At 71.1% G+C, this 23,154-nt stretch carries 19 protein-coding genes; 8 read left to right on the forward strand and 11 right to left on the reverse strand.

The genetic code is table 11. The features are described from left to right. Positions 1-18 precede the first annotated feature (18 nt). The 7 genes from RWH43_RS00525 to ispG form a co-directional block, all read right to left on the reverse strand. Positions 19-1,815 carry a proline--tRNA ligase gene (locus RWH43_RS00525; protein ID WP_316000386.1) on the reverse strand — a complete coding sequence of 599 codons (1,797 nt, stop codon included), beginning with the start codon at positions 1,813-1,815 and terminating at the stop codon, positions 19-21. 18 nt (positions 1,816-1,833) lie between these two features. Next, entirely contained in the window at positions 1,834-3,039 is a 1,206-nt protein-coding gene (locus RWH43_RS00530; protein ID WP_186325381.1) for a hypothetical protein, read from the reverse strand. Beyond that, positions 3,036-3,563, reverse strand: coding sequence for an RNA polymerase sigma factor (locus tag RWH43_RS00535; RefSeq protein ID WP_186325382.1), 528 nt, complete (start codon positions 3,561-3,563; stop codon positions 3,036-3,038). The genes RWH43_RS00530 and RWH43_RS00535 overlap by 4 nt, the downstream gene beginning before the upstream one ends. 767 nt (positions 3,564-4,330) lie before the next feature. Further along, positions 4,331-4,720 (reverse strand): type II toxin-antitoxin system VapC family toxin, encoded by a 390-nt coding sequence (locus tag RWH43_RS00540; RefSeq protein ID WP_230704371.1) that lies wholly within the window; start codon positions 4,718-4,720, stop codon positions 4,331-4,333. Then, entirely contained in the window at positions 4,717-4,953 is a 237-nt protein-coding gene (locus RWH43_RS00545) for a type II toxin-antitoxin system Phd/YefM family antitoxin (RefSeq protein WP_144828478.1), read from the reverse strand. The genes RWH43_RS00540 and RWH43_RS00545 overlap by 4 nt, the downstream gene beginning before the upstream one ends. Positions 4,954-5,008: 55 nt before the next feature. Continuing rightward, positions 5,009-6,196, reverse strand: coding sequence for a benzoate/H(+) symporter BenE family transporter (locus tag RWH43_RS00550; protein ID WP_316000387.1), 1,188 nt, complete (start codon positions 6,194-6,196; stop codon positions 5,009-5,011). Positions 6,197-6,277: 81 nt separating this feature from the next. Next, on the reverse strand, positions 6,278-7,408 hold the full coding sequence (gene ispG / locus RWH43_RS00555) for a flavodoxin-dependent (E)-4-hydroxy-3-methylbut-2-enyl-diphosphate synthase (protein ID WP_144831737.1): 1,131 nt from the start codon (positions 7,406-7,408) through the stop codon (positions 6,278-6,280). A 236-nt stretch (positions 7,409-7,644) separates the two neighbouring features. On the opposite strand from ispG, the gene RWH43_RS00560 reads away from it, so the two are divergent. Continuing rightward, positions 7,645-9,540: an anthranilate synthase family protein gene (locus RWH43_RS00560; protein WP_316000388.1), complete on the forward strand. Its 1,896-nt coding sequence runs from the start codon at positions 7,645-7,647 to the stop codon at positions 9,538-9,540. Positions 9,541-9,878: 338 nt separating this feature from the next. Here the strand turns inward: RWH43_RS00560 and RWH43_RS00565 are convergent, their stop codons facing one another. Next, the gene (locus tag RWH43_RS00565; RefSeq protein WP_144828487.1) at positions 9,879-11,195 is read right to left on the reverse strand and encodes a M50 family metallopeptidase; all 1,317 of its coding nucleotides are present in this window, start codon (positions 11,193-11,195) and stop codon (positions 9,879-9,881) included. 87 nt (positions 11,196-11,282) lie between these two features. On the opposite strand from RWH43_RS00565, the gene RWH43_RS00570 reads away from it, so the two are divergent. Continuing rightward, positions 11,283-12,947, forward strand: coding sequence for a Mur ligase family protein (locus RWH43_RS00570; protein ID WP_154095955.1), 1,665 nt, complete (start codon positions 11,283-11,285; stop codon positions 12,945-12,947). Between the two features lie 986 nt (positions 12,948-13,933). Here RWH43_RS00570 and dxr read toward each other — a convergent pair. Together dxr and RWH43_RS00580 are read right to left on the reverse strand one after the other, a co-directional pair. Next, positions 13,934-15,016 (reverse strand): 1-deoxy-D-xylulose-5-phosphate reductoisomerase, encoded by a 1,083-nt coding sequence (gene dxr, locus RWH43_RS00575; protein ID WP_154095956.1) that lies wholly within the window; start codon positions 15,014-15,016, stop codon positions 13,934-13,936. A 56-nt stretch (positions 15,017-15,072) separates the two neighbouring features. After that, a complete protein-coding gene (locus RWH43_RS00580; protein ID WP_144828496.1) occupies positions 15,073-16,035 on the reverse strand; it encodes an FKBP-type peptidyl-prolyl cis-trans isomerase in 963 nt (320 codons plus the stop codon). A gap of 172 nt (positions 16,036-16,207) precedes the next feature. Here RWH43_RS00580 and RWH43_RS00585 point away from each other — a divergent pair, with 172 nt between their 5' ends. The 4 genes from RWH43_RS00585 (at position 16,208) to dhaM (ending at position 19,370) form a co-directional block, all read left to right on the forward strand. After that, entirely contained in the window at positions 16,208-16,909 is a 702-nt protein-coding gene (locus RWH43_RS00585; RefSeq protein ID WP_230704530.1) for a lysophospholipid acyltransferase family protein, read from the forward strand. A gap of 102 nt (positions 16,910-17,011) precedes the next feature. Continuing rightward, positions 17,012-18,007, forward strand: coding sequence for a dihydroxyacetone kinase subunit DhaK (gene dhaK / locus RWH43_RS00590; RefSeq protein ID WP_144828502.1), 996 nt, complete (start codon positions 17,012-17,014; stop codon positions 18,005-18,007). Further along, positions 18,004-18,639: a dihydroxyacetone kinase subunit DhaL gene (dhaL, locus tag RWH43_RS00595; protein ID WP_144828505.1), complete on the forward strand. Its 636-nt coding sequence runs from the start codon at positions 18,004-18,006 to the stop codon at positions 18,637-18,639. The genes dhaK and dhaL overlap by 4 nt, the downstream gene beginning before the upstream one ends. Continuing rightward, entirely contained in the window at positions 18,636-19,370 is a 735-nt protein-coding gene (dhaM, locus tag RWH43_RS00600) for a dihydroxyacetone kinase phosphoryl donor subunit DhaM (RefSeq protein ID WP_154095958.1), read from the forward strand. Before dhaL ends, dhaM begins: the two co-directional genes overlap by 4 nt. 33 nt (positions 19,371-19,403) lie before the next feature. On the opposite strand, the gene RWH43_RS00605 is transcribed toward dhaM, so the two are convergent. Beyond that, positions 19,404-20,369 (reverse strand): sugar-binding transcriptional regulator, encoded by a 966-nt coding sequence (locus RWH43_RS00605; protein ID WP_316000389.1) that lies wholly within the window; start codon positions 20,367-20,369, stop codon positions 19,404-19,406. A gap of 112 nt (positions 20,370-20,481) precedes the next feature. Here RWH43_RS00605 and RWH43_RS00610 point away from each other — a divergent pair, with 112 nt between their 5' ends. Together RWH43_RS00610 and RWH43_RS00615 are read left to right on the forward strand one after the other, a co-directional pair. Continuing rightward, positions 20,482-22,200 carry a glycerol-3-phosphate dehydrogenase/oxidase gene (locus RWH43_RS00610; RefSeq protein ID WP_144828514.1) on the forward strand — a complete coding sequence of 573 codons (1,719 nt, stop codon included), beginning with the start codon at positions 20,482-20,484 and terminating at the stop codon, positions 22,198-22,200. 120 nt (positions 22,201-22,320) lie between these two features. After that, the gene (locus tag RWH43_RS00615) at positions 22,321-23,076 is read left to right on the forward strand and encodes an MIP/aquaporin family protein (RefSeq protein ID WP_144828517.1); all 756 of its coding nucleotides are present in this window, start codon (positions 22,321-22,323) and stop codon (positions 23,074-23,076) included. Positions 23,077-23,154: the final 78 nt, after the last annotated feature.

Here is a 23,154-nt window from a genome sequence, read left to right on the forward strand (position 1 = left end):
ATAAGGCGGGGCGGAGGCTCAGCGCGTGAGCGCCGCCATGGCGTCGTCGACCGACACGGTGTCGCGTTCGCCCGTCCGGCGGTCCCAGAGCTCGACCTGACCCTCGGCCGCGCCGCGACCCACGATGAGGATGCGCGGGATGCCGACGAGCTCGGCGTCGCCGAACTTCACGCCGGGCGACACCTTGGGGCGGTCGTCGTAGAGCACGTCGAGACCGGCTGCCTCGAGCTGGTCGGAGACGGATGCCGCGAGCTCGAACGCCACGGCGTCGCGGCCGGTCGCGACCACGTGCACGTCGAACGGCGCGACGGACTCCGGCCAGATCAGGCCCTTGGCGTCGTTGTTGAGCTCGGCGATGATCGCGAGGATGCGGGTGACGCCGATGCCGTACGAGCCCATCGTGACGGTGGCGAGCTTGCCGTTCTCGTCGAGCACCTTCAGGCCCAGAGCCTCGGCGTACTTGCGGCCGAGCTGGAAGACGTGGCCGATCTCCATGCCGCGCGCCAGTTCCACCGGGCCGGAGCCGTCGGGGGCGGGGTCGCCCGCGCGCACGGTCGAGACCTCGACGACGCCGTCGCCGACGAAGTCGCGGCCCGCGACGAGGGAGCGCACGTGCGTCTGGTCGATGTTGGCGCCCGTGATCCACGCCGTGCCGTCGACCACGCGGGGGTCGAGCACGTAGCGGATGTTCGTCGCCGACTCCTCGCCCAGCACGGGACCGGTCGGCGACCAGGGGCCGATGTAGCCCTTGACCAGCAGCGGGTTCTTCGCGAAGTCGGCCTCGGTGGCCGCCTCGACCTCGGCGGGGGCGAAGGCGACCTCGACGCGCTTGTCGTCGACGTCGCGGTCGCCGGGAAGGCCCACGACGACGAGCTCGCGCGTGCCGTCGAGGTGTGTGAGGGCGAGCACGACGTTCTTGAGCGTGTGCGCGGCCGTCCACTGGGTGGCCTCGGCGGTGGCCGGACCGGCGATGCCGGGCGCGGGGGCCTCGAGGTGCGCGTTCGCGTGGTCGACGAGGGTCGCGATCGTCGGAGTGTTCGGCGAGTCGAAGATCACGGCCTCGGGCTGCCCCTCGATCGGCAGCGACTCGGGGACGACGGTCGTGAAGGCCTCGACGTTCGCCGCGTAGCCGCCGGCCGAGCGCACGAAGGTGTCTTCGCCGATCGGGGTCGGGTGCAGGAACTCCTCCGACTTCGATCCGCCCATCGCGCCGGCGTCGGCGGCGACGATCACGTACTCGAGGCCCAGGCGGGTGAAGATGCGCTCGTAAGCGTCGCGCTGAGCCTGGTACGAGGCGTCGAGACCGGCATCCGTCGCGTCGAACGAGTACGCGTCCTTCATCGTGAACTCGCGGCCGCGGAGGAGGCCGGCGCGAGGACGCGCCTCGTCGCGGTACTTGTCCTGGATCTGATAGATCGTCAGCGGCAGGTCTTTGTACGACGAGTACAGGTCCTTCACCAGCAGGGTGAACATCTCCTCGTGCGTGGGCGCGAGAAGGTAGTCGGCGCCCTTGCGGTCCTGCAGGCGGAACAGCGCGTCGCCGTACTCCTCCCAGCGTCCCGTGACCTCATACGGCTCGCGGGGCAGCAGCGCCGGGAAGTGCACCTCGAACGCTCCGGCGTTCGCCATCTCCTCGCGGACGACGGCCTCGATCTTGGCCTTGACCCTCAGACCCAGAGGGAGCCACGCGAAGACGCCCGGGGCGTTGCGACGGATGTAACCGGCGCGCACGAGCAGGCGGTGGCTCGTGACCTCGGCATCCGAGGGATCTTCGCGGAGCGTGCGGAGGAAGTAGTTCGACAGACGGGTGACCACGAGAGACGAGTCTAGGCCTCAGCCGTAGACGCCCTCGAAGACCAGCTCGGCGATGCTCTTCACCGCCGCGGGACGATCACCCTCCGTCATGGACCAGGGCAGGGCGACGCGCACCCAGTTCCCGTCGACGAGAACGTCCGCGTAGTAGACGGTGCCCCCGCCCAGCGGCCCCTCGCTGAGTCGCGCGGCGTCGGTCGTTCGCCCGCCGGTCGCCGAAATCGGCTGGCCGGTGACCGCGGCGTCGAAGGCCCACTCGCCGCCCGGCAGCCAGGTCACGCGAACCGACTCCGTGTCGAGATCGTTCGTGGCACTCGCGGGGTAGTAGTGGCAGAGAGGTGCGTCCCAGTAGCCGTCGAGCATCCATGCCTGCACGCTCCATCCTCCCCACCCGTCTTCGACGGATTTGAGGCCGGGGATGCCGACGATCGGTCCCAACCGTTCCGGAGGAAGGACCGTCGCGCACTCACCCGGGAGCGCCCTCGACCCGGTCGGCGGGACCCATCGCGACGCGGATGGCGGAGACGCGCGGATGAGATCGCCGATCTGCGAGGCCGCGACCGCGCTCAGCGCGTCGTCCTCGGGCGTTCGCCCGACCTCGCCATCCGAGGTTCCCACGACGGAGAGGAAGGCGCCCTCGATGAGTTCGCACGGGAACTCGGCGCTACAGGTGTCGCCGAGCACGGCACGATGATGCTCCACGACGCCCTCGGCGTCGGGAACGATCGAAACCTCCGCCGAGCGCCCGTTGAGCTCACCGAACTCGCAGTAGAGCGCGCCCGCCTGCTCGAAGGAGTACTGCATCGGCCCGGGCAGCCAGGCGTTCCCCGTGAGACGCGGAATCGTGGAAGCGATCTCGGGCACCTCCCCACCGAAGAACGACGCGACGAATGGAGCCACGTCGGCGCAGCCGAACGAGAAGCGCGACGCGGGTTGTGCCACGATCCGCGCCGGCGGCGCCGTCGGGGTCGGAGTCTGCGAGGCCGTCGGGGTCGGCACCGGCGCCACGGTGGCCGTGGGGCTGGGCGACGGGGTGTTCGCGATCGGCGGTGCGCTGAGCGTCGTCGTGGCCGCCACTCCCCCGGCGAGCGCGACCACGAGCAGGGCCGCGACGGATCCGGCGATCCAGGCGCCGCGGTGGGCACCCGCGGGCTTGATGTCGCGGGCTCCGCCCACGATGCGGGCGCGCAGGGCGGCGCGCTCGTCGGGTGTCAGCTGGTCGATCATGCCCGGACCCCTTCCAGCGCGAGCTCGTCGCGCAACTTCGCCTTCGCGCGGGACAGCCGCGACTTCACCGTTCCGGCCGGAATGCCGAGTGCCTGAGCGATCTCGCGCTCGGGGTAGCCCTCGAGCACCGACAGCACCACGACCGCCTGTTCGCGCTCGGGCAACCGCTTGAGCGCCGAGAGCACTCCGCTGTCGTCGTGTCCCGACGTCGCGGTCGCCGCGACCGGTGCGCGATCGAGCAGGGCGCGGTACCTCCTGCTCGAGCGCTCGAGGTTCCGCGCGCAGTGGGCGACCGTCGTCAGCAGCCACGGCAGGGGCGACCCGTCGACCAGACGCACCGAGGCGCGTTTGCGCCACAGCTCGAAGAACGCCACGGTCACGGCGTCCTTGGCGTCCTCCCGATGGGTCAGCAGGCGCGACGCGTGCCGGAACAGCCGCGCGTCGTACCGATCGAACAGAGCGGCGAGCGCGAGCTCGTCGCCTTGGCGCACCCGGGTCCACAGCCCGGCGTCGTCGTCATCCACACTCTGTAATGTCCACGATCCGTCGATCGGTTCACGACCGACGTGGCGGTTTCGATAACGAAAAGGTGACGGGTCCGTCGCTCTCGAGACGGCCGTGCTCGCACGTCCCGTGCGATCACGAACGGAGGGGGCCGATTCGCCATCGCGCTTCGGCCCCCTCCGTCGCTCCTCTATCGACGCGAGGCGGTCCGTCGTGCGGTCCGCGCCCGTCGAACGGCCATCAGGGCCGCCCCGCCGCCCAGCAATAGCGACGCAGCCGTCACCGGTCCGGCTGGCGCGGCATCCGTTCCCATGACCGCGAGGGCACCCGCCGGCGATCCCGTGGCCGGGGCGGAGGTCGGCGTGGCCCCTGCCCCACCCGTGCCGGCACCCGCACCGGGACCGGTGCTCGACGACGGGCTCGGCGTGGGCGTCGGGCTCGGCGCGGCTTCAGCGGTGAACACGGCGCGCGCCACCTCCGCGCGGCCGGCGCACCAGCGACCCCGTCGACGTCAGCGTCAGGGCGAGGACGACGAGAAGACCGGCTCGGGCGCGGGCCGGGCGTCCGGAGGTCGAGCGGGACATGGAGCCACCTCGGGTGCGGGGGATCGGAAGGAGAGCGACGGCGTGCACCGGGCGTTCGCCGGATCGCCGCGGGCTCATGAAACCACTCGGAGAGAGTCACGCCCTCCGACGAAGCACAGAAGTAGTCGAGCATTCACCAGCTCTCGCGGCAGAATCACCTCCCTGCGCGCGGGCTCACAGGAAAAAGTCCGACCGCTCACGTCTCACCACTGAACGGCGAGGCCTGCCAGCCGAGAGAACGCGTCGTCGCTGCTGAGAAGCGTGAGGGACTCCACCATCGCCTGCGCGGCGAGCATCCGGTCGAACGGGTCACGATGATCCCACTGCAGGGCTCCGGCGAGGAGCGCATGCGTCTCGTCGATCGGGAGCCTCTCCGCGCCGAGGCGATCGAGATGGCGTGCGTAGCCCCCGACGAGCGCGTCGGCGTGCGGGAGTTTGCCGATCCGCTGCTTCGTCGAGATCTCCCACGCAGAGGCGGCGGACACGACGATCGTCGACGACGGGTCGGCAAGGATCGTCGAGGAGGCCGGGCCGAGGCGATCCGGGGCGGTCAGCGCCCAGAGAAGCGTGTGCGTATCGAGCAGATACCTCACGCACCGGCCTCCCAGGCCGAGAGCTCCTCTTCGGGCAGGGGGTCGGAGAACGACTCCGGGATCGCGTAGGCCACGAAGCCCAACTCCCGCTCCGCCGGCGGCTCGACGGCGACCAGCCGCGCGGCCGGGGTATCGCCCCGCGCGATGACGACCTCGTCGCCGCGTTGCACGGAGGCGATGAGGGCGGACAGATGCGTCTTGGCGTATTGCACCTTCACTCGCGACGTCTTCATGAGAGCAGACTCGCACCCACCTCCGACATCGGTCAACCGCACTTGGTCAACCTGGTCACACGGCGCGACGCCGCCCCACGTGCAGCACGGTGCGCATGACGAGCCCCGCCAGCAGGGCCCAGAACGCCGCGCTGACCCCGAAGACGGCGATCCCGGATGCCGCGACGAGGAACGTCACCACGGCGGGAACCCGCTCGCCGGGGTCGTCGATGGCCTGCTGCACGGCCGAGCCGAACGCACCGAACAGGGCCACGCCGGCCACCGCGGGGATGACCCCCGCCGGGGCGAGAAGCACGATCGCGGCGAACGCGGCCGACAGCGCGCCGAGCACGAGGTAGGTGCCCCCGGCCGAGACTCCGGCGACCCAGCGTCTCTTCGGGTCGGGGTGCGAGTCGGGGCCGGCGGCGATCGCCGCGCTGATCGCGCCGAGGTTCATCACGTGCCCGCCGAAGCCCGCGGCCGCGGCCGAGCCGAGGCCGGTGACGAGCATCGCGGGGCGCCACGGGATCGTGAACCCGAGGCTGCGCATGACCGCGACGCCGGGCACGTTCTGCGACGCCATCGTCACCACGAACAGTGGTAGCCCGACGCCCACCACGGCGCCGAGGGTGAGGGTCGGGGCGGTGAACTCCAGATGCGGCAGGAGCGAGGCGGCATCCGCGTTCACGCCCGTGCGCGCCAGCTCGATCGCCACCACGACGATCGCGGCGACGAACGCCAGCGGCACGGCCCATCGGGGAAGAACCCGCGAGGCGACCAGCCACACGATCAGCACCGGCGCGACACCCCACGGGTCGTCGACGAGGCCGACGAAAGGCGCGACGCACAGCGGCAGCAGCACCCCCGCGAGCATCGCCTGCGCGATCGAGGGCGGGATGCGCGCGATGAGCGCCCCCAACGGCGGGAACAGCGCCGTGCACAGGATCAGCGCCGCGCACACGAAGAACCCGCCCACCACGGCCGACCAGCCGCCGTCGACCGTGCCGGTGGCCGCGAGCAGCGCGACACCCGGCGTCGACCACGCCACGGTGATCGGGATGCGATACCGCGACGCGAGGATCACGCAGCCGATGCCGACCACGAGGGTGATCGCGAGCAGACCGCTCGCCGCCTGCGCGGGCGAGGCGCCCACCGAGCGAAGACCCGTCAGCACGACGGCGAAGGTGCTGGTGAAACCGACCAGGGCGGTGACGACCCCGGCGACGAGGGGACGAGCGAGAGAGGCGGTGGGAGTCTCGGTCATGAGAATCCCGACGCTATCGGACCGCGGGGGTCGCTCCCGGACGCGGGTGCGTTCGGCGGCCGGGCGTCGCGCCCGGGTGAATCAGGCCGTGATGACCTGGGCCGTCCCGGTCGCGGCATCCGGACCCATCTCGGCAGCGAGGCGGTTCGCCTCGGCGATGAGGGTCGCCACGATCTCGCTCTCGGGAACGGTCTTGACGACCTCTCCCTTGACGAAGATCTGGCCCTTGCCGTTGCCCGAGGCCACGCCCAGGTCGGCGTCGCGCGCCTCGCCGGGTCCGTTGACGACGCAGCCCATGACGGCCACGCGCAGCGGAACAGTCATGTCCTTGAGGCCCTCGGTCACGTCGTCGGCGAGCGTGTACACGTCGACCTGGGCGCGACCGCACGAGGGGCACGAGACGATCTCGAGCTTGCGCTCGCGCAGGTTCAGCGACTGCAGGATCTGGTGGCCGACCTTGACCTCTTCGGCCGGCGGGGCCGACAGCGAGACGCGGATCGTGTCGCCGATGCCCTCGGACAGCAGGATGCCGAACGCCGTGGCGCTCTTGATCGTGCCCTGGAACGCGGGGCCGGCCTCGGTCACACCGAGGTGCAGGGGCCAGTCGCCCCGCTCGGCGAGCATGCGATACGCCTTCACCATCACGACGGGGTCGTTGTGCTTGACCGAGATCTTGAAGTCGTGGAAGTCGTGCTCTTCGAACAGCGAGGCCTCCCACACGGCGCTCTCGACGAGGGCTTCGGGCGTGGCCTTGCCGTACTTCTCGAGCAGGCGACGGTCGAGCGATCCGGCGTTGACGCCGATGCGCAGCGAGACGCCGGCGTCTTTCGCGGCCTTGGCGATCGCGCCGACCTGGTCGTCGAACTTGCGGATGTTGCCCGGGTTCACACGCACCGCGCCGCATCCGGCGTCGATCGCCTGGAACACGTACTTCGGCTGGAAGTGGATGTCGGCGATGACCGGGATCTGGCTCTTCTTGGCGATGATGTGCAGCACGTCGGCATCGTCCTGCGACGGCACCGCCACGCGCACGATCTCGCATCCGGATGCCGTGAGCTCGGCGATCTGCTGCAGCGTGGCGTTGATGTTGGTGGTGGGCGTCGTGGTCATCGACTGGACGCTGACGGGGGCGTCGCCACCGACGAGCACCTTGCCGACCCGGATCTGACGGGTCTTGCGACGAGGCGCGAGGGTCTCCGGCACGCGGGGCATTCCGAGGTTCACAGCAGGCACGGGCTCAGCCTACGCCGCCCGCACCGCACGGGGCCTGAACCGCCGCCGAGAGCCCCCTGTGGTAGGTTCGGCGCCATGCATGCACCCCTGTCTTGGTGGCCCACCGTCTAGGCGGTGAGCACGCATGCGCAGACCGCCCCTCCCCTGGAGATCCGGGCGGTCTTGTTGTTTCCGGCGGCCGCTTTGGACCCACGATCACAGACGGAAGTACCTCGATGACCGGGCCCGACCCCTCCACCCTGCTCGCCGACCTCGCGGCGGGATCCGCCCCCTTCGCCCTCATCGCCCGTGACGGCGAGTCGGTCGAGGTGCTCACCGGCGATGTCGTCGACGTCGAGCTGCTCGCCGACATCCCGCTGATCGACGCCTCGGGCGCGCCGCGCGAGGTGCTCGCCCTCGTGCCGTACCGCCAGGTGCGCGAGCGCGGGTTCGTCTGTCACGACGACGGCGCGCCGCTGCGGTGCCTCGTGATCGACGAGCGGGTGGCCCTGCCGCGCGCCGAGGCCATGGCCGTCCTGCCCTCCTCCCCCGTGCCGCTCGACGACGCCGGCTTCGACCTCGCCGACGAGGACTACGCCGACATCGTGCGCCGGGTGATCGCCGACGAGATCGGTCGCGGCGAGGGGGCGAACTTCGTGATCCGTCGCGACTTCGTCGCCGGCGTCGACGTCGATCCGCGCGTCGCCGCCCTCACGTGGTTCCGCGCTCTGCTCGAGCACGAGAAGGGCGCCTACTGGACCTTCGCGGTCGTGACCGAGGGGCACATCGCCGTGGGCGCGAGCCCCGAGGCGCACGTGAGCGCCAAAGACGGCATCGTCACGATGAACCCCATCTCGGGCACCTTCCGTCACCCCGCCGGCGGGGCGACCGCCGAGACCCTCGCGGAATTCCTGCGCTCGACCAAAGAGACCGAAGAGCTCTTCATGGTCGTCGACGAGGAGCTGAAGATGATGAGCGCCGTCTGCAGCGACGGCGGACGCATCACGGGCCCGCACCTCAAAGAGATGTCGCGCCTGACCCACACCGAGTACATGCTGCGCGGCCGCAGCGACCTCGACCCGCGCGACATCCTGCGCGAGACGATGTTCGCCCCCACCGTGACCGGCTCGCCCATGCAGAACGCGTGCACGGTGATCGCGCGCCACGAGACGACGCCGCGCGGGTACTACTCCGGCGTCGCCGCGCTCTTCACCCCGAACGGCAACGCCGAGGGGCCCACGCACGACCTCGACGCCCCGATCCTCATCCGCACGGCCTATCTGGTGGACGGCCGCCTGCGCGTGCCGGTGGGAGCCACCCTCGTGCGCCACTCCGACCCCTACGGCGAGGTCGGCGAGACCCACGGCAAGGCCGCCGGCGTGCTCGGTGCGATCGGCGCCATCCCCCGCGACGTGCCCGTGGCCCCCGCCGACGCCGATCCCGACGCCCCGGCCACCGCACGTCGGCCGCTGGCCGAGGATCCCGCGATCGCCGAGCTGCTGGCATCCCGCAACGAACGCCTCGCGCCGTTCTGGATGAACCCGCAGGACCCCGACGGATCGGGTCCCTTCGCCGGTCGCACCGCCCTCGTGGTCGACGCCGAGGACCGCTTCACCACGATGCTCGCGCACCAGCTGCGTCACCTCGGCCTCGACACCCGCATCGTCCACTGGTCGGAGGCGTCGGATGCCGACGTCGACGGCGCCGACCTCGTCGTGTCGGGCCCCGGGCCCGGCGACCCGCGCGACGACAGCGCGCGCATGAGCGCGATGCGCCACGTGGTCTCGCGGCGGCTGACGAACGACGCCCCGCTGCTCGCGGTGTGCCTCAGCCACCAGATCCTCGCCGACCGGCTCGGCCTCGACCTCGCCCCGCTCGCGCAGCCCCACCAGGGTCTGCAGAAGAGCGTCGACGTGTTCGGCGAGCCCGCCTCGATCGGGTTCTACAACACCTTCACGGCACGGGCGACGGATGCCGCGGCCCCGGGCGTCGACATCGCCGCGGATGCCGAGACGGGCGACGTCTACGCGCTGCGGGGCCCCGGCTTCGCGAGCGTGCAGGGCCACCTGGAGTCGATCCTGTCGCGCGACGGCATGCGCACCCTCGAGCGTCTCATCGCCCACGCGCTCTGACGCGCGCCGAGGTGGCTGAGCCTGTCGAAGCCCCCGCCACCCGCGTACCAAGGTGGCTGAGCCTGTCGAAGCCCCCGCCACCCGCGAACCAAGGTGGCTGAGCCTGTCGAAGCCCCCGCCACCCGCGAACCAAGGTGGCTGAGCCTGTCGAAGCCCCCGCCACCCGCGTACCAAGGTGGCTGAGCCTGTCGAAGCCCCCGCCACCCGCGTACCAAGGTGGCTGAGCCTGTCGAAGCCCCCGCCACCCGCGAACTCCCGGGCCCTTCGACAAGCTCAGGGACCTCTGTTCCCAGGGTGGCTGAGCCCGTCGAAGCCCCCCTCACCCGCGGCGCGGAGCGCTAGAGCAGCTGCACCGGGTTGAAGACGTCGGCGAGGAACAGCACCCCGCCCATGCCCACCAGCAGCACGACCACCACGAAGGTCAGGGGCACCAGCTTTGTCGCGTCGACCGGCCGGGCGACCGTGCCGCGCAGCCGCGCGAACCAGCGCTTGATGCCGTCCCACAGCGCGACGACGACGTGACCGCCGTCGAGGGGCAGCAGCGGGATGAGGTTGAACACGAACAGCGCGATGTTCAGCGCCGCGAGCAGACCGATGATCGCGCCCACGCGATCGAGGATCGGCGCGTCGATGGCGGCGAACTCGCCGGCCAGGCGCCCGGCGCCGACGACGCTCAGCGGACCGTTCGGGTCGCGCGGCTGACCGGTGAACAGGTCGACGGCCGTGTCGTAGACGCGCACCGGGAGCTGCGTCATGATCTGCGCGACGCTGCCCACCTGCTGGATGGTCGCCTCGGGGCCGGCCCAGATCGGCTGCGGAACCAAAGTCTGCTGCGCGGTGAGCCCGGCGAAGCCGAGGGTCTCGTACTCGGGCGCGCCGGAGGCGTCGGTGACGGCCTTGCCCTGCGCGTCGGTGACGGCGCGATCGGTCTGCGCCGGCGTCACGCTGACCGTCCGCTGCGTGCCGTCGCGGTCGATGACGACCGACAGCGCCTGGCCCGGCGACTTCTGGATGATCGCCGCGGCTTCTGCGAACGTCGACACCGGGGTCCCGTCGACCGACACGATCTTGTCGCCGGGCTGGATGCCGGCGGCGGCGGCCGGGGCGACGGGGTCGGTCGAGGTGCAGTCGGTGCGGTTGTCGCTGGCCGGGATCACGCACTGCGACACCGCCGCGACGGTCGTGGTGGCCGTGGCCACGCCGATACCGCTGAGCGCGATGGCAGAGAGCACGAACGCCAGGATGAGGTTCATGATCGGTCCGCCGAGCATGACGATGATGCGCTTGTAGACCGGCAGCTTGTAGAAGACGCGGTCGTCGGCGGCGATCAACGTCTCGGCGTTCGCGTCGCGGGCGTCCTGCACCATCGTGGCGAAGAAGCGCGAGCGCTTCTTCTCGGGGGTGCCGTCGTCGGGGGCCGGCGGGTACATGCCCGCCATCGAGATGAATCCCCCCAGGGGAAGCAGCTTGAAGCCGTACTCGGTCTCGCCGATGCGCTTGGACCACAGCGTCGGTCCGAAGCCGATCATGTACTGGCCCACGCGCACGCCGAAGAGCTTGGCGGGCAGCAGATGTCCGATCTCGTGCAGCGCGATCGAAACGGCGAGTCCGACGACGAGCACGACGACGCCGATGAGGAACGCGATCGCAGTCACCCGCCGACGATACCGCCGCGGGCCTTTGAACCGCCCGTGCGGCCGCGATGCGGTGTCTGTGCGACCCCGGATGAGACAATGGTGGGGATGTCCTCCGACGCCCCCTCGAACCTGCCGCCCGTCCTCCGACCGGAGCGTCCGCCCCGCCGCGACCTCGCCGAGCTCGCCCGCCGCTACGGCGTGCGCACCGTGGGAGATGTCGAGGGCACGACCCTGACCGGCATCACGCTGGCCACCGCCGATCTGCGCGCGGGCGAGGCCTTCGTGGCGATCCGCGGCGTCAACCGTCACGGCGCGGAGTTCGCCGCCACCGCCGCCGAGCGCGGCGCCGTCGCGGTGATCACCGACGACGCGGGCGCCGAGATCGCCGCCCCCACGGGGCTTCCCATCGTCGTGGTCGACGACCCGCGCGCGCTGCTCGGCGACCTGTCGGCCTGGGTCTACGGCACTGGCCCCGACGACCGGCTTCCTCAACTGTTGGCGACCACCGGCACCAACGGTAAGACGAGCGTCTCGCACCTGCTCGAGGGCATCCTCGGCCAGCTCGGCGTCGTGACCGGACTGTCGTCGACCGCCGAGCGTCACATCGCGGGTGAGGTCATCGTCTCTCGACTGACCACGCCCGAGGCCTCGGAGTTCCACGCCCTGCTCGCCCTCATGCGCGAACGAGGCGTCGAAGCCGTCGCCGTCGAGGTCAGCGCGCAGGCCCTCACCCGGCACCGCGTCGACGGCCTCGTCTTCGACGTCGCGGGCTTCACCAACCTCACGCACGACCACCTCGACGACTACGCCGACATGCGCGAGTACTTCGAGGCGAAGCTCCCCCTCTTCCGCCCCGATCGCGCGCACCGCGGCGTGGTGTGCCTCGACTCCGCCTCGGGCGCCGAGATCGCCGCGCGGGCCGAGATCCCCGTCGTGACCATCGCGACCCCCGCCATCGCCGAAGACGCCGCCTCCGCGGCATCCGCCGACTGGACCGTCGAGATCGTGGACGAACGACAGGAGGGCACCGAGTTCACCCTCAGCGACGGCAAGGGTCGCGCGTTGACCACCGTCGTGCCCGTGATCGGCCGACACATGGCCGCCAACGCGGGCCTCGCGATCGTCATGCTGCTCGAGGTCGGCTACACCTGGGAGCACGTGTTCAGCACCCTCGACGGCGAGCGCATCGACGCGTCGTTGCCGGGTCGCACGCAGCTCATCTCGGGCCCCGAGGGTCCCGCGGTCTACGTCGACTTCGGTCACTCCCCCGACGCCTTCGAGAAGACGCTCGCCGCCGTGCGCCGCGTCACGCCCGGCCGCGTCGTCATGCTCTTCGGCGCCGACGGCGACCGCGACGCCACGAAGCGCCACGACATGGGGCGCACCGCGGTCGAGGGCAGCGACATCCTCATCGTGACCGATCACCACCCGCGTCACGAGAATCCCGACACGATCCGCGAGGTGCTCGTCGAGGGCGCTCGTCGTGCGCGTCCGGATGCCGAGATCCATGAGTTCACCCCGCCCGAGCGCGCGATCCTCGAGGCCGTGAAACTCGTCGGCGAGGGCGACGCGATCCTCTGGGCCGGCCCCGGGCACCAGGACTACCGCGACATCCGCGGAGTGCGCACGCCCTACTCGGCGCGCGAGCTGTCCCGCCGTGCCCTGCGGGCCGCAGGGTGGGCTGTGCCCGACCCCCAGTGGCCCGTGCCGTACCCGGCCGACAGCACGCCGTCGTCCGACCCCGAGCGCCCGGTCGACTTCCCCGCCTGAGAACGCGAGGGCCGCGCCCCTTCGCACGCGAGGTCGCTGAGCCCGTCGAAGGCCCCGGGGCCGACGCACGCCCGAACGCAAGGTGGCTGAGCCGGTCGAAGCCACCGGAGCAAACGCACGCCCGAACGCAAGGTGGCTGAGCCCGTCGAAGCCACCGGGGCCGGCGCACGCCCGAACGCAAGGTGGCTGAGCCTGTCGAAGCCACCGTGGCCGGCGCACGCGCGAACGCAAGGTGGCTGAGCCGGTCGAAGCCACCGGGGCCGGCGCACGCCCGAACGCAAGGTGGCTGAGCCGGTCGAAGCCACCGGGGCCGGCGCACGCCCGAACGCAAGGTGGCTGAGCCTGTCGAAGCCACCGTGGCCGGCGCACGCCCGAACGCAAGGTGGCTGAGCCTGTCGAAGCCACCGGGGCCGGCGCACACCCGAACGCAAGGTGGCTGAGCCTGTCGAAGCCACCGGGACCCATGTACGCCCGGCCCCTTCGACAAGCTCAGGGACCTCCCGAACGCGAAGGTCCAACGCACGCGCGAACGCAAGGTGGCTGAGCCTGTCGAAGCCACCGGGACCCATGTACGCCCGGTCCCTTCGACAAGCTCAGGGACCTCCCGAACGCGAAGGCCCAACGCACGCGCGAACGCAAGGTGGCTGAGCCTGTCGAAGCCACCGGGACCCATGTAAGCCCGGTCCCTTCGACAAGCTCAGGGACCTCCCGAACGCGAAGGCCCAACGCACGCGCGAACGCAAGGTGGCTGAGCCTGTCGAAGCCACCGGGACCCATGTAAGCCCGGTCCCTTCGACAAGCTCAGGGACCTCCCGAACGCGAAGGTCCAACGCACGCCCGGTCCCTTCGACAAGCTCAGGGACCTCCCGAGCACGAGGGTCCAGCGCACGCCCGGTCCCTTCGACAAGTTCAGGGACCTCCCGAACGCGAGGGTCCAACGCACGCCCGGTCCCTTCGACAAGCTCAGAGACCTCCTACCCCCGGGGTCAGCGCGCGGCGATGATCTCGTCGGCGGTGCGGCGCGCCCAGGTCTCGGCCTCGGCGAGCGACGCGCGCGTGAGCTGCGCCGGGGCCTCGTGGCGGTCGACGACGCGCTCGATGAGCTCGACGATGTCGAGGAAGCCGAGGCGCCCCTCGTGGAACGCGTCGACGGCCTGCTCGTTCGCGGCGTTGAACACGGCCGGGTAGGTCGCCCCCGCGCGTCCGACGCGCTTGGCGAGCGCGACCGAGCCGAAGGCCTCCTCGTCGAGCGGCTCGAAGGTCCACTGCGAGGCGCGGGTCCAGTCCAGGGGCACTCCGACGCCGCCGACGCGGTGCGGCCAGTCGAGGCCGAGCGAGATGGGCAGGCGCATGTCGGGCGGCGATGCCTGCGCGATCGTCGAGCCGTCGACGAACTCGACCATCGAGTGCACGATCGACTGCGGGTGCACGGTGACGTCGATGCGGTCGTAGTCGACGTCGAACAGCAGATGCGCCTCGATCACCTCGAGGCCCTTGTTGACGAGGGTCGCGGAGTTCGTCGTGACGACGCGGCCCATGTCCCACGTCGGGTGGGCGAGCGCCTCGGCGGGGGTGACGTCGACGAGCTGATCGCGCGAGCGTCCACGGAAGGGGCCTCCGGATGCCGTGAGCACGAGCCGGCGCACCTCCGACGCCTCGCCCGAGCGCAACGCCTGCGCGATGGCTGAGTGCTCGGAGTCGACGGGGACGATCTGTCCCGGGGCAGCGAGCGCGGTGACGAGGTCGCCGCCGACGATCAACGACTCCTTGTTGGCGAGGGCGAGAGTGCGCCCTTCTTCGAGCGCGGCGATGGTGGGGCCGAGCCCGACCGAGCCGGTGATCCCGTTGAGCACCACGTCGGCCTCGACGTCGCGGACCAGCTGCTCGGCCTCGACCGCGCCGAGGGCGAGGTGCTCGACGCCGAACTCGCGCGCCTGCGCCTCGACGCCGGCGCGGTCGCTGCCGGCGGCGAGGCCCACGACCTCGAAGCGTTCGGGGTTGGCCCGGATGACGTCGAGCGCCTGCGTGCCGATCGAACCGGTGGACCCGAGGATGAGGACGCGGCGCATCCCGTCAGCCTACCGAGCCGGTGCCCGTCGGGTGCCGGGCGCCGGACGCGGCCTGCTTATCCGGCGGCGGTCGCGTGCTGGACGCCGAGGATGTCGACGACGAAGACGAGCGTCGAGTTCGCGGGGATCTCGCCCTGCGCCTGATCGCCGTAGCCCGAAGCGGGCGGGATCACGACGACGACCTGCGAGCCGACGGTCTGTCCCTCGAGCGCCTGGCGGAAGCCGTCGACCACCTGGTTGGTGACGAACTGGGCGGGCTCGCCGCGCTGCCAGCTCGAGTCGAACACGGTGCCGCCGTCGTACAGCGCACCGGTGTACTGCACGATGACCTGGTCGCCGGGGTTGACGACGTCGCCGGTGCCCTGGCGGAGGTTCTCGATGCGCACGTCGGTGGGGGCCGGAGCGTCGGGCATGGTGATGGTGGGGGCGCCCGAGTCGTCGAAGGTGACGGTGGGCATGCCGTCGACGGGGGCGACCTCGGCACCGTCGGCGCGGGTGGGCAACTCCGAGATCGCGTCGGCGACCAGCACGAAGGCGGGCGAGCCCTCGCCGAGCGTTCCGGCGGGGAACGACGAGACCGTGCGCGCGCCGATGTTCTCGCACTCGAGGGCGGCTCCGAAGATCTGCTGCGAGTTGATCAAGGTGTCCATGCCGGCGGGCGCGGTGTCGAGCGACTGCAGCTGCACCTGGCCGGAAGCCGCGTCGATGAGCGTGTAGTTCGCCTTCAGGACGTCGCCGGCCTTGACCTGCTGGCCGGAGCCCTCGACGAGGGTCGTGCGCTGCAGCTCGGTGGGGGCGTACCCCGAGGGGAGGGTCACGTTCACCTTGCCCTGGAAGTCGCCGGAGACGACGAGGCCGTCGGGCGCAGGAGCGTCCGTCAGAGCGCTCTGGCACTGGCCGGCGTCGGCGGAGGCCGTGGCATTCGGAGTCTCCGCGGCGTCGGGCGAGCCGGCGCACCCGGCCAGCAGCAACGCCGCAGCGGCGGCGACGGACAGGGAAGCGATCGGGCGGAAGCGCACAGGTGACCTCTCGAAGAAGACGGGGAAGCTCCATCCTCGCGTATCCGGCTTTGGCGGGGCTGAGAGAGCGCAGCCGATCACCCCCATGCACACGCGGGCATGCTGCGGCGAGTAGCCTCGTCGAGTGAGTTCCGACGTGCCCGCCGAGACCCCCGCCGCACCGCCGCAGCAGATGGGCGCGGCCTACGGCCTGGGGCGGTTCTTCATCGCCCCCCTTGCCCGCGCCGTCTATCGGCCCCGCATCGAGGGGCGCGAGAACGTCCCCCGCACGGGACCGGTGATCTTCGCGAGCAACCACCTGTCGTTCATCGACTCGATCGCCATTCCCGTGGCCGCTCCCCGCCCGGTGCACTTCATGGCGAAGTCGGCGTACTTCGAGAAGTGGGCCTCGCGGCAGTTCTTCACCGCCATCGGGGCGATCCCTGTCGAGCGCGGCGCCGGCCAGAAGGCGCTCGACGCCCTCGATCAGCAGCGTGCGTTCCTCGATGACGGGCGCGCCGTGGCGCTCTACCCCGAGGGCACGCGCTCGCTCGATGGCCGCCTCTACAAGGGCCGCACCGGCGTCGCCTTCCTCGCCCTGCAGACGGGAGCCCCGGTCGTGCCGGTCGGGCTGATCGGCACCGACAAGGCCATGCCCGTGGGGGCGAAGTTCCCGAGCACCTCCGAGCGCATCACGGTGCGCTTCGGCAAGCCGCTCGATCTCTCACCGCACGGCCCCGCCACCTCGGGGCGCGCGCGCCGCGGCGCCACCGACGAGATCATGGCGGCCATCCACGCCCTCAGCGGGCAGGAACTCGCGAACGCGTACAACGAGGCCCCCGCGCAGAACCCTCTCGAGCGCATCAAGCAGGTGCTCCCGCACGAGCGTCTCTGACGAACCCGCTCCTCTCGCGCACCGACCCTTGACGTGAAGCCGCGCGGCGACCAGGGTCGTGACTGACGGCCCGAACCGTCGACGCCACAACGAGGAGGCAGCGTGAAGAAGTTCGTCAACGACCCCGCGAACGTGCTGGCAGAGGCCCTGCGCGGCATCGAGGCAGCGCACCCGGATCTGCGGGTGGATGCCGAGAATCGGGTCATCCTGCGGGCCGAACCGACCCGCGCCGGCAAGGTCGCCCTCGTTTCGGGCGGAGGCTCCGGCCACGAGCCGATGCACGGCGGGTTCGTCGGTCGCGGCATGCTCGACGCCGCCGCCGCCGGAGAGGTGTTCACCTCCCCCACTCCCGACCAGGTGCTCGCGGCGACGCAGGCCGTCGACTCGGGTGCGGGCGTGCTCCATATCGTGAAGAACTACACCGGCGACGTGCTGAACTTCGAGATGGCCGCCGAACTCGCCGCCGGTGAGGGCGTGCAGGTCGAATCCGTCGTCGTGGCCGACGACGTCGCGGTCACCGACTCCACCTGGACCGCGGGTCGCCGCGGCACCGGCACCACCGTCATCCTCGAGAAGGTCGTCGGAGCCCTCGCCGAAGAGGGCGCCGACCTCGCCGCCGTCGCCGCCCTCGCGCGCCGCGTGTCCGAGGCCGGTCGGTCGATGGGCGTCGCGCTCACCAGCTGCACGGTCCCCGCCGCGGGGCGGCCCACCTTCGAACTGCCCGACGACGAGATGGAGGTCGGCGTCGGCATCCACGGCGAGCCCGGCCGTTCGCGGGTGAAGTTGGCATCCGCTCACGAGATCGCGAAGCTCATGGTCGATCCGATCGTGCACGACTTCGGCGAGGCCGTGGGCCCGGCGATCGTTCTGCTGTCGGGTCTGGGCGGCACCCCGCTCATCGAGCAGTACCTGCTCTACGGCGAGATCGCCCCGCTGCTGGCCGAGGCGGGCGTCGACGTGCAGCGCGTGCTGATCGGCGACTACATCACGAGCCTCGACATGGCGGGCGCCTCGCTCACCGTGGTGAAGGCCGACGACGAGATGATCCGCCTGTGGGACGCGCCGGTCGTCACCCCCGGCCTGCGGTGGGGCGCATGAGCGACGCCGTCTCGACCGACGACCTCGTCGCGTGGATCCGCGCGTTCCGCGACGCCGTGCACGCGCACAAAGACGAGCTGACGCAGCTCGACTCCGAGATCGGCGACGCCGACCACGGCTCGAACATGGCGCGCGGTCTCGACGCGGTCGTCGCCAAGCTCGACCCCGTGCCGGCCACCGCGTCCGACCTGTTCAAGACGGTCGGGATGACGCTCGTCTCGTCGGTGGGCGGGGCGAGCGGGCCCCTCTACGGCACGCTCTTCCTGCGCATGGGTCCGCCCCTCGCGGGTGACGGAGAGGCGGATGCCGCCGCGCTCGGCGCCGCACTGCGCGCGGGCGTCGAGGGCGTCGTCGCCCGCGGCAAGGCCGAGCTCGGCGACAAGACCATGATCGACGCCCTCTCCCCCGCGCTCGACGCGTGGGACGCCGCCGTCGCCGACGGACCGGCCGCCGCCGCGCGCGCCGCCGCCGACGCCGCAGCGCGCGGGCGCGACGCCACCGAACCGCTCGTGGCGCGCAAGGGCCGCGCGAGCTACCTCGGCGAGCGCAGCGCCGGACACATCGACCCGGGCGCGACCTCGGCGACCCTGCTGCTCGAGGCATTGCGCGACACACTGGCGGGCGCGGAGTGATCGGCATCGTCGCGGTCTCGCACTCGCTCGCGCTCGCGGAGGCCGCCGTGCATCTGGCCCTGCAGATGGGCGGGGAGCAGCCGCCCGCGGTGCGCGTGGCCGCGGGCGGGCCCGACGACGATCTGGGCACGGATGCCGTGGCGATCGCCGCGGCCATCGACGAGGCCGACTCCGGAGACGGGGTGCTCGTGCTGATGGACCTCGGCTCGGCGATCCTCAGCGCCGAGACGGCGGTGGAGTTCGTCACGGCGCCGGAGCGGGTTCGGCTGAGTCCCGCGCCGTTCGTGGAGGGCCTCGTCGCCGCAGTGGTCACGGCCGCGGGTGGGGCCGATCTCGCCGCGGTGGCGGCGGAGTGCGCCACCGCGGGCGAGGCGAAGCGCCGTCAGCTCGGCGACGGGGCGTCGACGGTTCCGGATGCCGCGCCCCCGGCATCCGCCGATAGCACCGCCGGCGACTCGCTGTCGTTCGAGGCGGTCGTGTCGAACCCCTCGGGGCTACACGCCCGGCCGGCCGCGACGTTCGTCAAAGCCGCGTCGCGCTTCGGCGCGGAGGTGCGCATCGCCGACCTCGACACGGGGAGCGCCGAGGTGTCGGGGCACAGCCTGCTCGCGCTCATGGCCCTCGGGGTGCGTCAGGGTTCGCGCGTGCGCGTCAGCGCCTCGGGGCCGCAGGCGCAGCAGGCGCTCGACGAGCTGCGGGCGCTGATCGACGACGGCTTCGGCGAGCGCTGATCCGGGCGTTCCGGCTCCTCGGACGCCCGCGGGTCAGCGGGTGACGGCGAGGAGTCGGCGCGCGAGGGACTCCTCGACGACGAGCTCGGTGATCAGTCCCGCGGCGAGCGCCCCGCGCAGCCCGTCGAGCTTCGACAGGCTCGACACGACGCAGAAGCGTCGTGGGATGCGCCGCACCGTGTCGAGGTCGGGTCCGCTGGAGCGCGCGTTCAACTCGGGGATGTCGCTCGACCCGTCGGCGCGGTAGAACACCGTCGCGCAGTCGCCGACCACGCCTTCGCGCTCGATGACCGCGCGGTCGCGCTCGTCGAAGTAGTCGCCGCTGTAGACGTGCGAGGGGACGTCGGCGTGGGGCGAGCCGAGTCCGAACACGAACAGACCGACGCGCTGCTGGATCTCGAGCACCGAGCGCACCGACCGTTCGCGCCACATGGCCTGCTTCGTGCGGGGATCGTCGAAGAGGGCCGGCACCGGGAATTGGTGCACCGACGACGACCACGCCGCACCGAACTTCGACAGGATCTCGCCCGCGTAGGGGATGCCGGAGGTGCGCACGTTGGCGGCGCCGTTCATCTGCACGATGTGCGTGTCGTGCACGTCTTTCTGCGGCACGTGGCGCGCCATCGCCGACAGGGTCGAGCCCCACGCGACGCCGACCGTCATCGACGATTCCACCCGCTCGGCGAGGCTGCGCGCTGCCGTCAGAGCGGTTCGCTCCAGGCGCTCGGCCTCGGAGGTGCGCGCGGGCGTGGGCACGATGTGCGCCGTGATGCCGAACCGGTCGGCGATGCGCTGCGCCATCTGTCCGCGCGCGTCGTCGGGCGGGCTGATCGAAATGGTCACCAGCCCCACGTCGCGCGCGTGCTGCAGCAACCGCGACACCGAGGAACGCGACACCCGCATCTCGTGCGCGATGGCGTCCATCGTGAGGTCTTGCATGTAGTAGAGCTGCGCCGCGCGCAGCGCGTCGCGGGAGCGCTCTTGGGCCTGTGTGGTCATGGTCTTCTCACCCGCATGAACACCATTGTGCACGTTTGTTCAAGGGGCTTGCAACAACGTGCAGACGAGCGCAATGTGGTCGACGTACCAACTACGAAAGGTCGCAGTCGACATGTCGTCCCCTACTTCTTCGCTCCGCGCCGACGTCCAGGCGCTCCGTGACGCCGAAGACCTCGACGTCCTGATCATCGGTGGGGGCATCAACGGCCTCGCCACCCTCCGCGACCTCGCGCTCCAGGGCGTCAGCGTCGCCCTCGTGGAGCGCGGCGACTTCGTGTCGGGCGCCTCCTCGGCCTCCAGCCACATGGTGCACGGCGGCATCCGCTACCTCGAGAACGGCGAGTTCCGTCTCGTGAAAGAGGCGGTCACCGAGCGCAACGACCTGCTCAAGACGGCCCCGCACTACGTCAAGCCGCTCGAGACGACCATCCCGATCTACAAGACGTTCTCGGGCATCCTCTCGGCGCCCTTCCGCCTGCTCGTCACACACGGCCGCGGCAAGCCCAACGAGCGCGGCGCCCTGCTGATCAAGGTCGGCCTGATCATGTACGACACCTTCTCGCGCGACGGTGGCTCGGTTCCCCGCCACACGTTCCTCGGCAAGAAGAAGTCGCTGCAGGCCCTCCCGCAGCTCAACCACGACCTGCGCTACACCGCGACCTACTTCGACGCGTCGATGCACGACCCTGAGCGCATCGCCCTCGACGTGCTGCGCGACGGCATCGAGGCCGGCGGCGGCCGTACTCAGGCCGTCAACTACGTCTCGGCCGTCGGCGCCGACGCGAACGGCGTCCGCGTGCGCGACGAGGTCTCCGGCGAGGAATTCAGCGTGAAAGCGAAGGTCGTGCTCAACACGGCCGGGCCCTGGACCGACCTGGCCAACTCCGCGATGGGCCTCGACACGAAGTTCATGGGCGGCACCAAGGGCTCGCACATCGTGCTCGACAACCCCGAGCTGCTGGCCGCCACCGGCGGGCGCGAGATCTTCTTCGAGCACTCCGACGGCCGTATCGTGCTCATCTACCCGCTCAAGGACCGCGTCCTCGTCGGCACCACCGACATCGACGCCGACCCCTCGAAGCCCGTGGTGTGCACCGACGACGAGATCGAGTACTTCTTCGACCTCATCGGACACGTCTTCCCGAAGGTGGGCGTCGACCGCTCGCAGATCGTCTACACGTTCAGCGGCATCCGCCCCCTCCCCCGCCACGACGACACCGCGCCCGGCTTCGTCTCGCGCGACTACCGCATCGTCGAGGACGAGGTCGCCGGCGTCCCCGCGATGAGCCTGGTCGGCGGCAAGTGGACCACCTTCCGCGCCCTCGCCGAGCACCTCAGCATGAAGACGCTGCAGAAGCTGCGTCGCCCGCACCGTGTGAGCACCCAGGGTCTCGCGATCGGCGGCGGCGCCGGCTTCCCCGCCACGCCCGAGCAGCGACGCCGCTGGGTGTCCGCACGCACGAATGCGCACTCCGGCGAGATCGTCGAGGCCATGCTCGAGCGCTACGGCACGCGCGCCGACGCCATCCTCGCCGCCCTCCCCACGGAGCCGACGCCCGTCCCCGACGCGCCCGGCTACTACCGCGAGGAGCTCGCCTGGATCGCCGCGAACGAGCAGGTCGTGCACCTCATCGACGTGCTGCTGCGCCGTACGCACCTCGCCTTCGTCGGCGGCATGACCGAGCGGACCCTCCGCGAGGTCGCCGAAGCCGTCGCCGAGCCGCTCGGATGGGACTCCGCCCGCGTCGACGACGAGGTCGCCCGCTCGACGGAGATCCTGCGCTCCGCGCACCGCGTGGATCTGGCACAGGCCGGGGTCGCTCGAATCTGAGAGAACGTGCGGGCGCGCCGACTATTGCGCGCCCGCACGTGACCCATAGGTTCGGATCACCGAGCCGCATCACGCTCGAGCCGATGGAGGCCGAGCAGTAGGAGAAAGGTCGATGACGACATGCAAGATGTGAACCTGGGGCTGTACTTCCTCTCGGAGGTGGTCGGAACCGCGATGCTCATCCTCTTGGGCTGTGGTGTGGTGGCCAACGTGGCCCTCGCCAAGACCAAGGGCAACGGCGGCGGAACCCTGATGGTCAACTGGGGCTGGGGCCTGGCGGTGTTCGCCGGTGTCATCGTCTCCGCGTACTCCGGAGCACAGCTGAACCCCGCCGTGTCGATCGGTCTGCTGGTGGCCGGCAAGATCGGCATCGCGCAGTTCTTCGTGGCCGTGGCCGCGCAGATGGTCGGTGCCATCATCGGTGCCGTACTCGCCTGGGCCTCGTACAAGCAGCACTTCGACGACGAGCCCGACCCCGCCGCCAAGCTGGGCGTGTTCTCGACGGGCCCCGCGATCCGTTCGTACGGCTTCAACTTCCTCACCGAGGTCATCGCCACCTTCGTGCTGGTCTTCGTGATCTTCGGCTTCGGCGACTACGGCGTGGCCGACATCGGCGTCCCGGGCGGAATCGGCGGCCTCGCGGCCGTGCCCGTCGCCCTGCTCGTGGTCGGTATCGGTGCGAGCCTCGGTGGCCCCACCGGCTACGCGATCAACCCGGCCCGTGACCTCGGCCCGCGTATCGCCCACGCCATCCTCCCGATCAAGGGCAAGGGCTCCAGCGACTGGGGCTACGCCTGGGTCCCGGTCGCCGGCCCCCTCGTCGGTGGTCTGCTCGCGGGTCTGCTGGCCCCCGTGCTGCTCGGCCTCGGCAAGTAACACCTCCGCGGGGGCGTCACCCGGCGCCCCCGCCTCCCTTCTCCACCTCTTCACCTCTCACTGATTCAGACAAAGGAG

Source organism: Microbacterium algihabitans (genome assembly GCF_032464975.1).
Lineage (GTDB): Bacteria > Actinomycetota > Actinomycetes > Actinomycetales > Microbacteriaceae > Microbacterium > Microbacterium algihabitans.

Bases quoted from the DNA above. Each gene is read 5' to 3' on its own strand.
- dxr (WP_154095956.1), bottom strand. From the start codon at position 15,016: ATGCGCCGCGTCCTCATCCTCGGGTCCACCGGTTCGATCGGCACGCAG.
- ispG (WP_144831737.1), bottom strand. From the start codon at position 7,408: ATGCCCCGCGTGCCGGAGACCCTCGCGCCTCGTCGCAAGACCCGTCAG.
- RWH43_RS00605 (WP_316000389.1), bottom strand. From the start codon at position 20,369: ATGACCACACAGGCCCAAGAGCGCTCCCGCGACGCGCTGCGCGCGGCG.
- RWH43_RS00550 (WP_316000387.1), bottom strand. From the start codon at position 6,196: ATGACCGAGACTCCCACCGCCTCTCTCGCTCGTCCCCTCGTCGCCGGG.
- RWH43_RS00530 (WP_186325381.1), bottom strand. From the start codon at position 3,039: ATGATCGACCAGCTGACACCCGACGAGCGCGCCGCCCTGCGCGCCCGC.
- RWH43_RS00570 (WP_154095955.1), top strand. From the start codon at position 11,283: ATGTCCTCCGACGCCCCCTCGAACCTGCCGCCCGTCCTCCGACCGGAG.
- RWH43_RS00560 (WP_316000388.1), top strand. From the start codon at position 7,645: ATGACCGGGCCCGACCCCTCCACCCTGCTCGCCGACCTCGCGGCGGGA.
- RWH43_RS00585 (WP_230704530.1), top strand. From the start codon at position 16,208: ATGGGCGCGGCCTACGGCCTGGGGCGGTTCTTCATCGCCCCCCTTGCC.
- dhaL (WP_144828505.1), top strand. From the start codon at position 18,004: ATGAGCGACGCCGTCTCGACCGACGACCTCGTCGCGTGGATCCGCGCG.
- RWH43_RS00615 (WP_144828517.1), top strand. From the start codon at position 22,321: ATGCAAGATGTGAACCTGGGGCTGTACTTCCTCTCGGAGGTGGTCGGA.
- RWH43_RS00545 (WP_144828478.1), bottom strand. From the start codon at position 4,953: ATGAAGACGTCGCGAGTGAAGGTGCAATACGCCAAGACGCATCTGTCC.
- RWH43_RS00610 (WP_144828514.1), top strand. From the start codon at position 20,482: ATGTCGTCCCCTACTTCTTCGCTCCGCGCCGACGTCCAGGCGCTCCGT.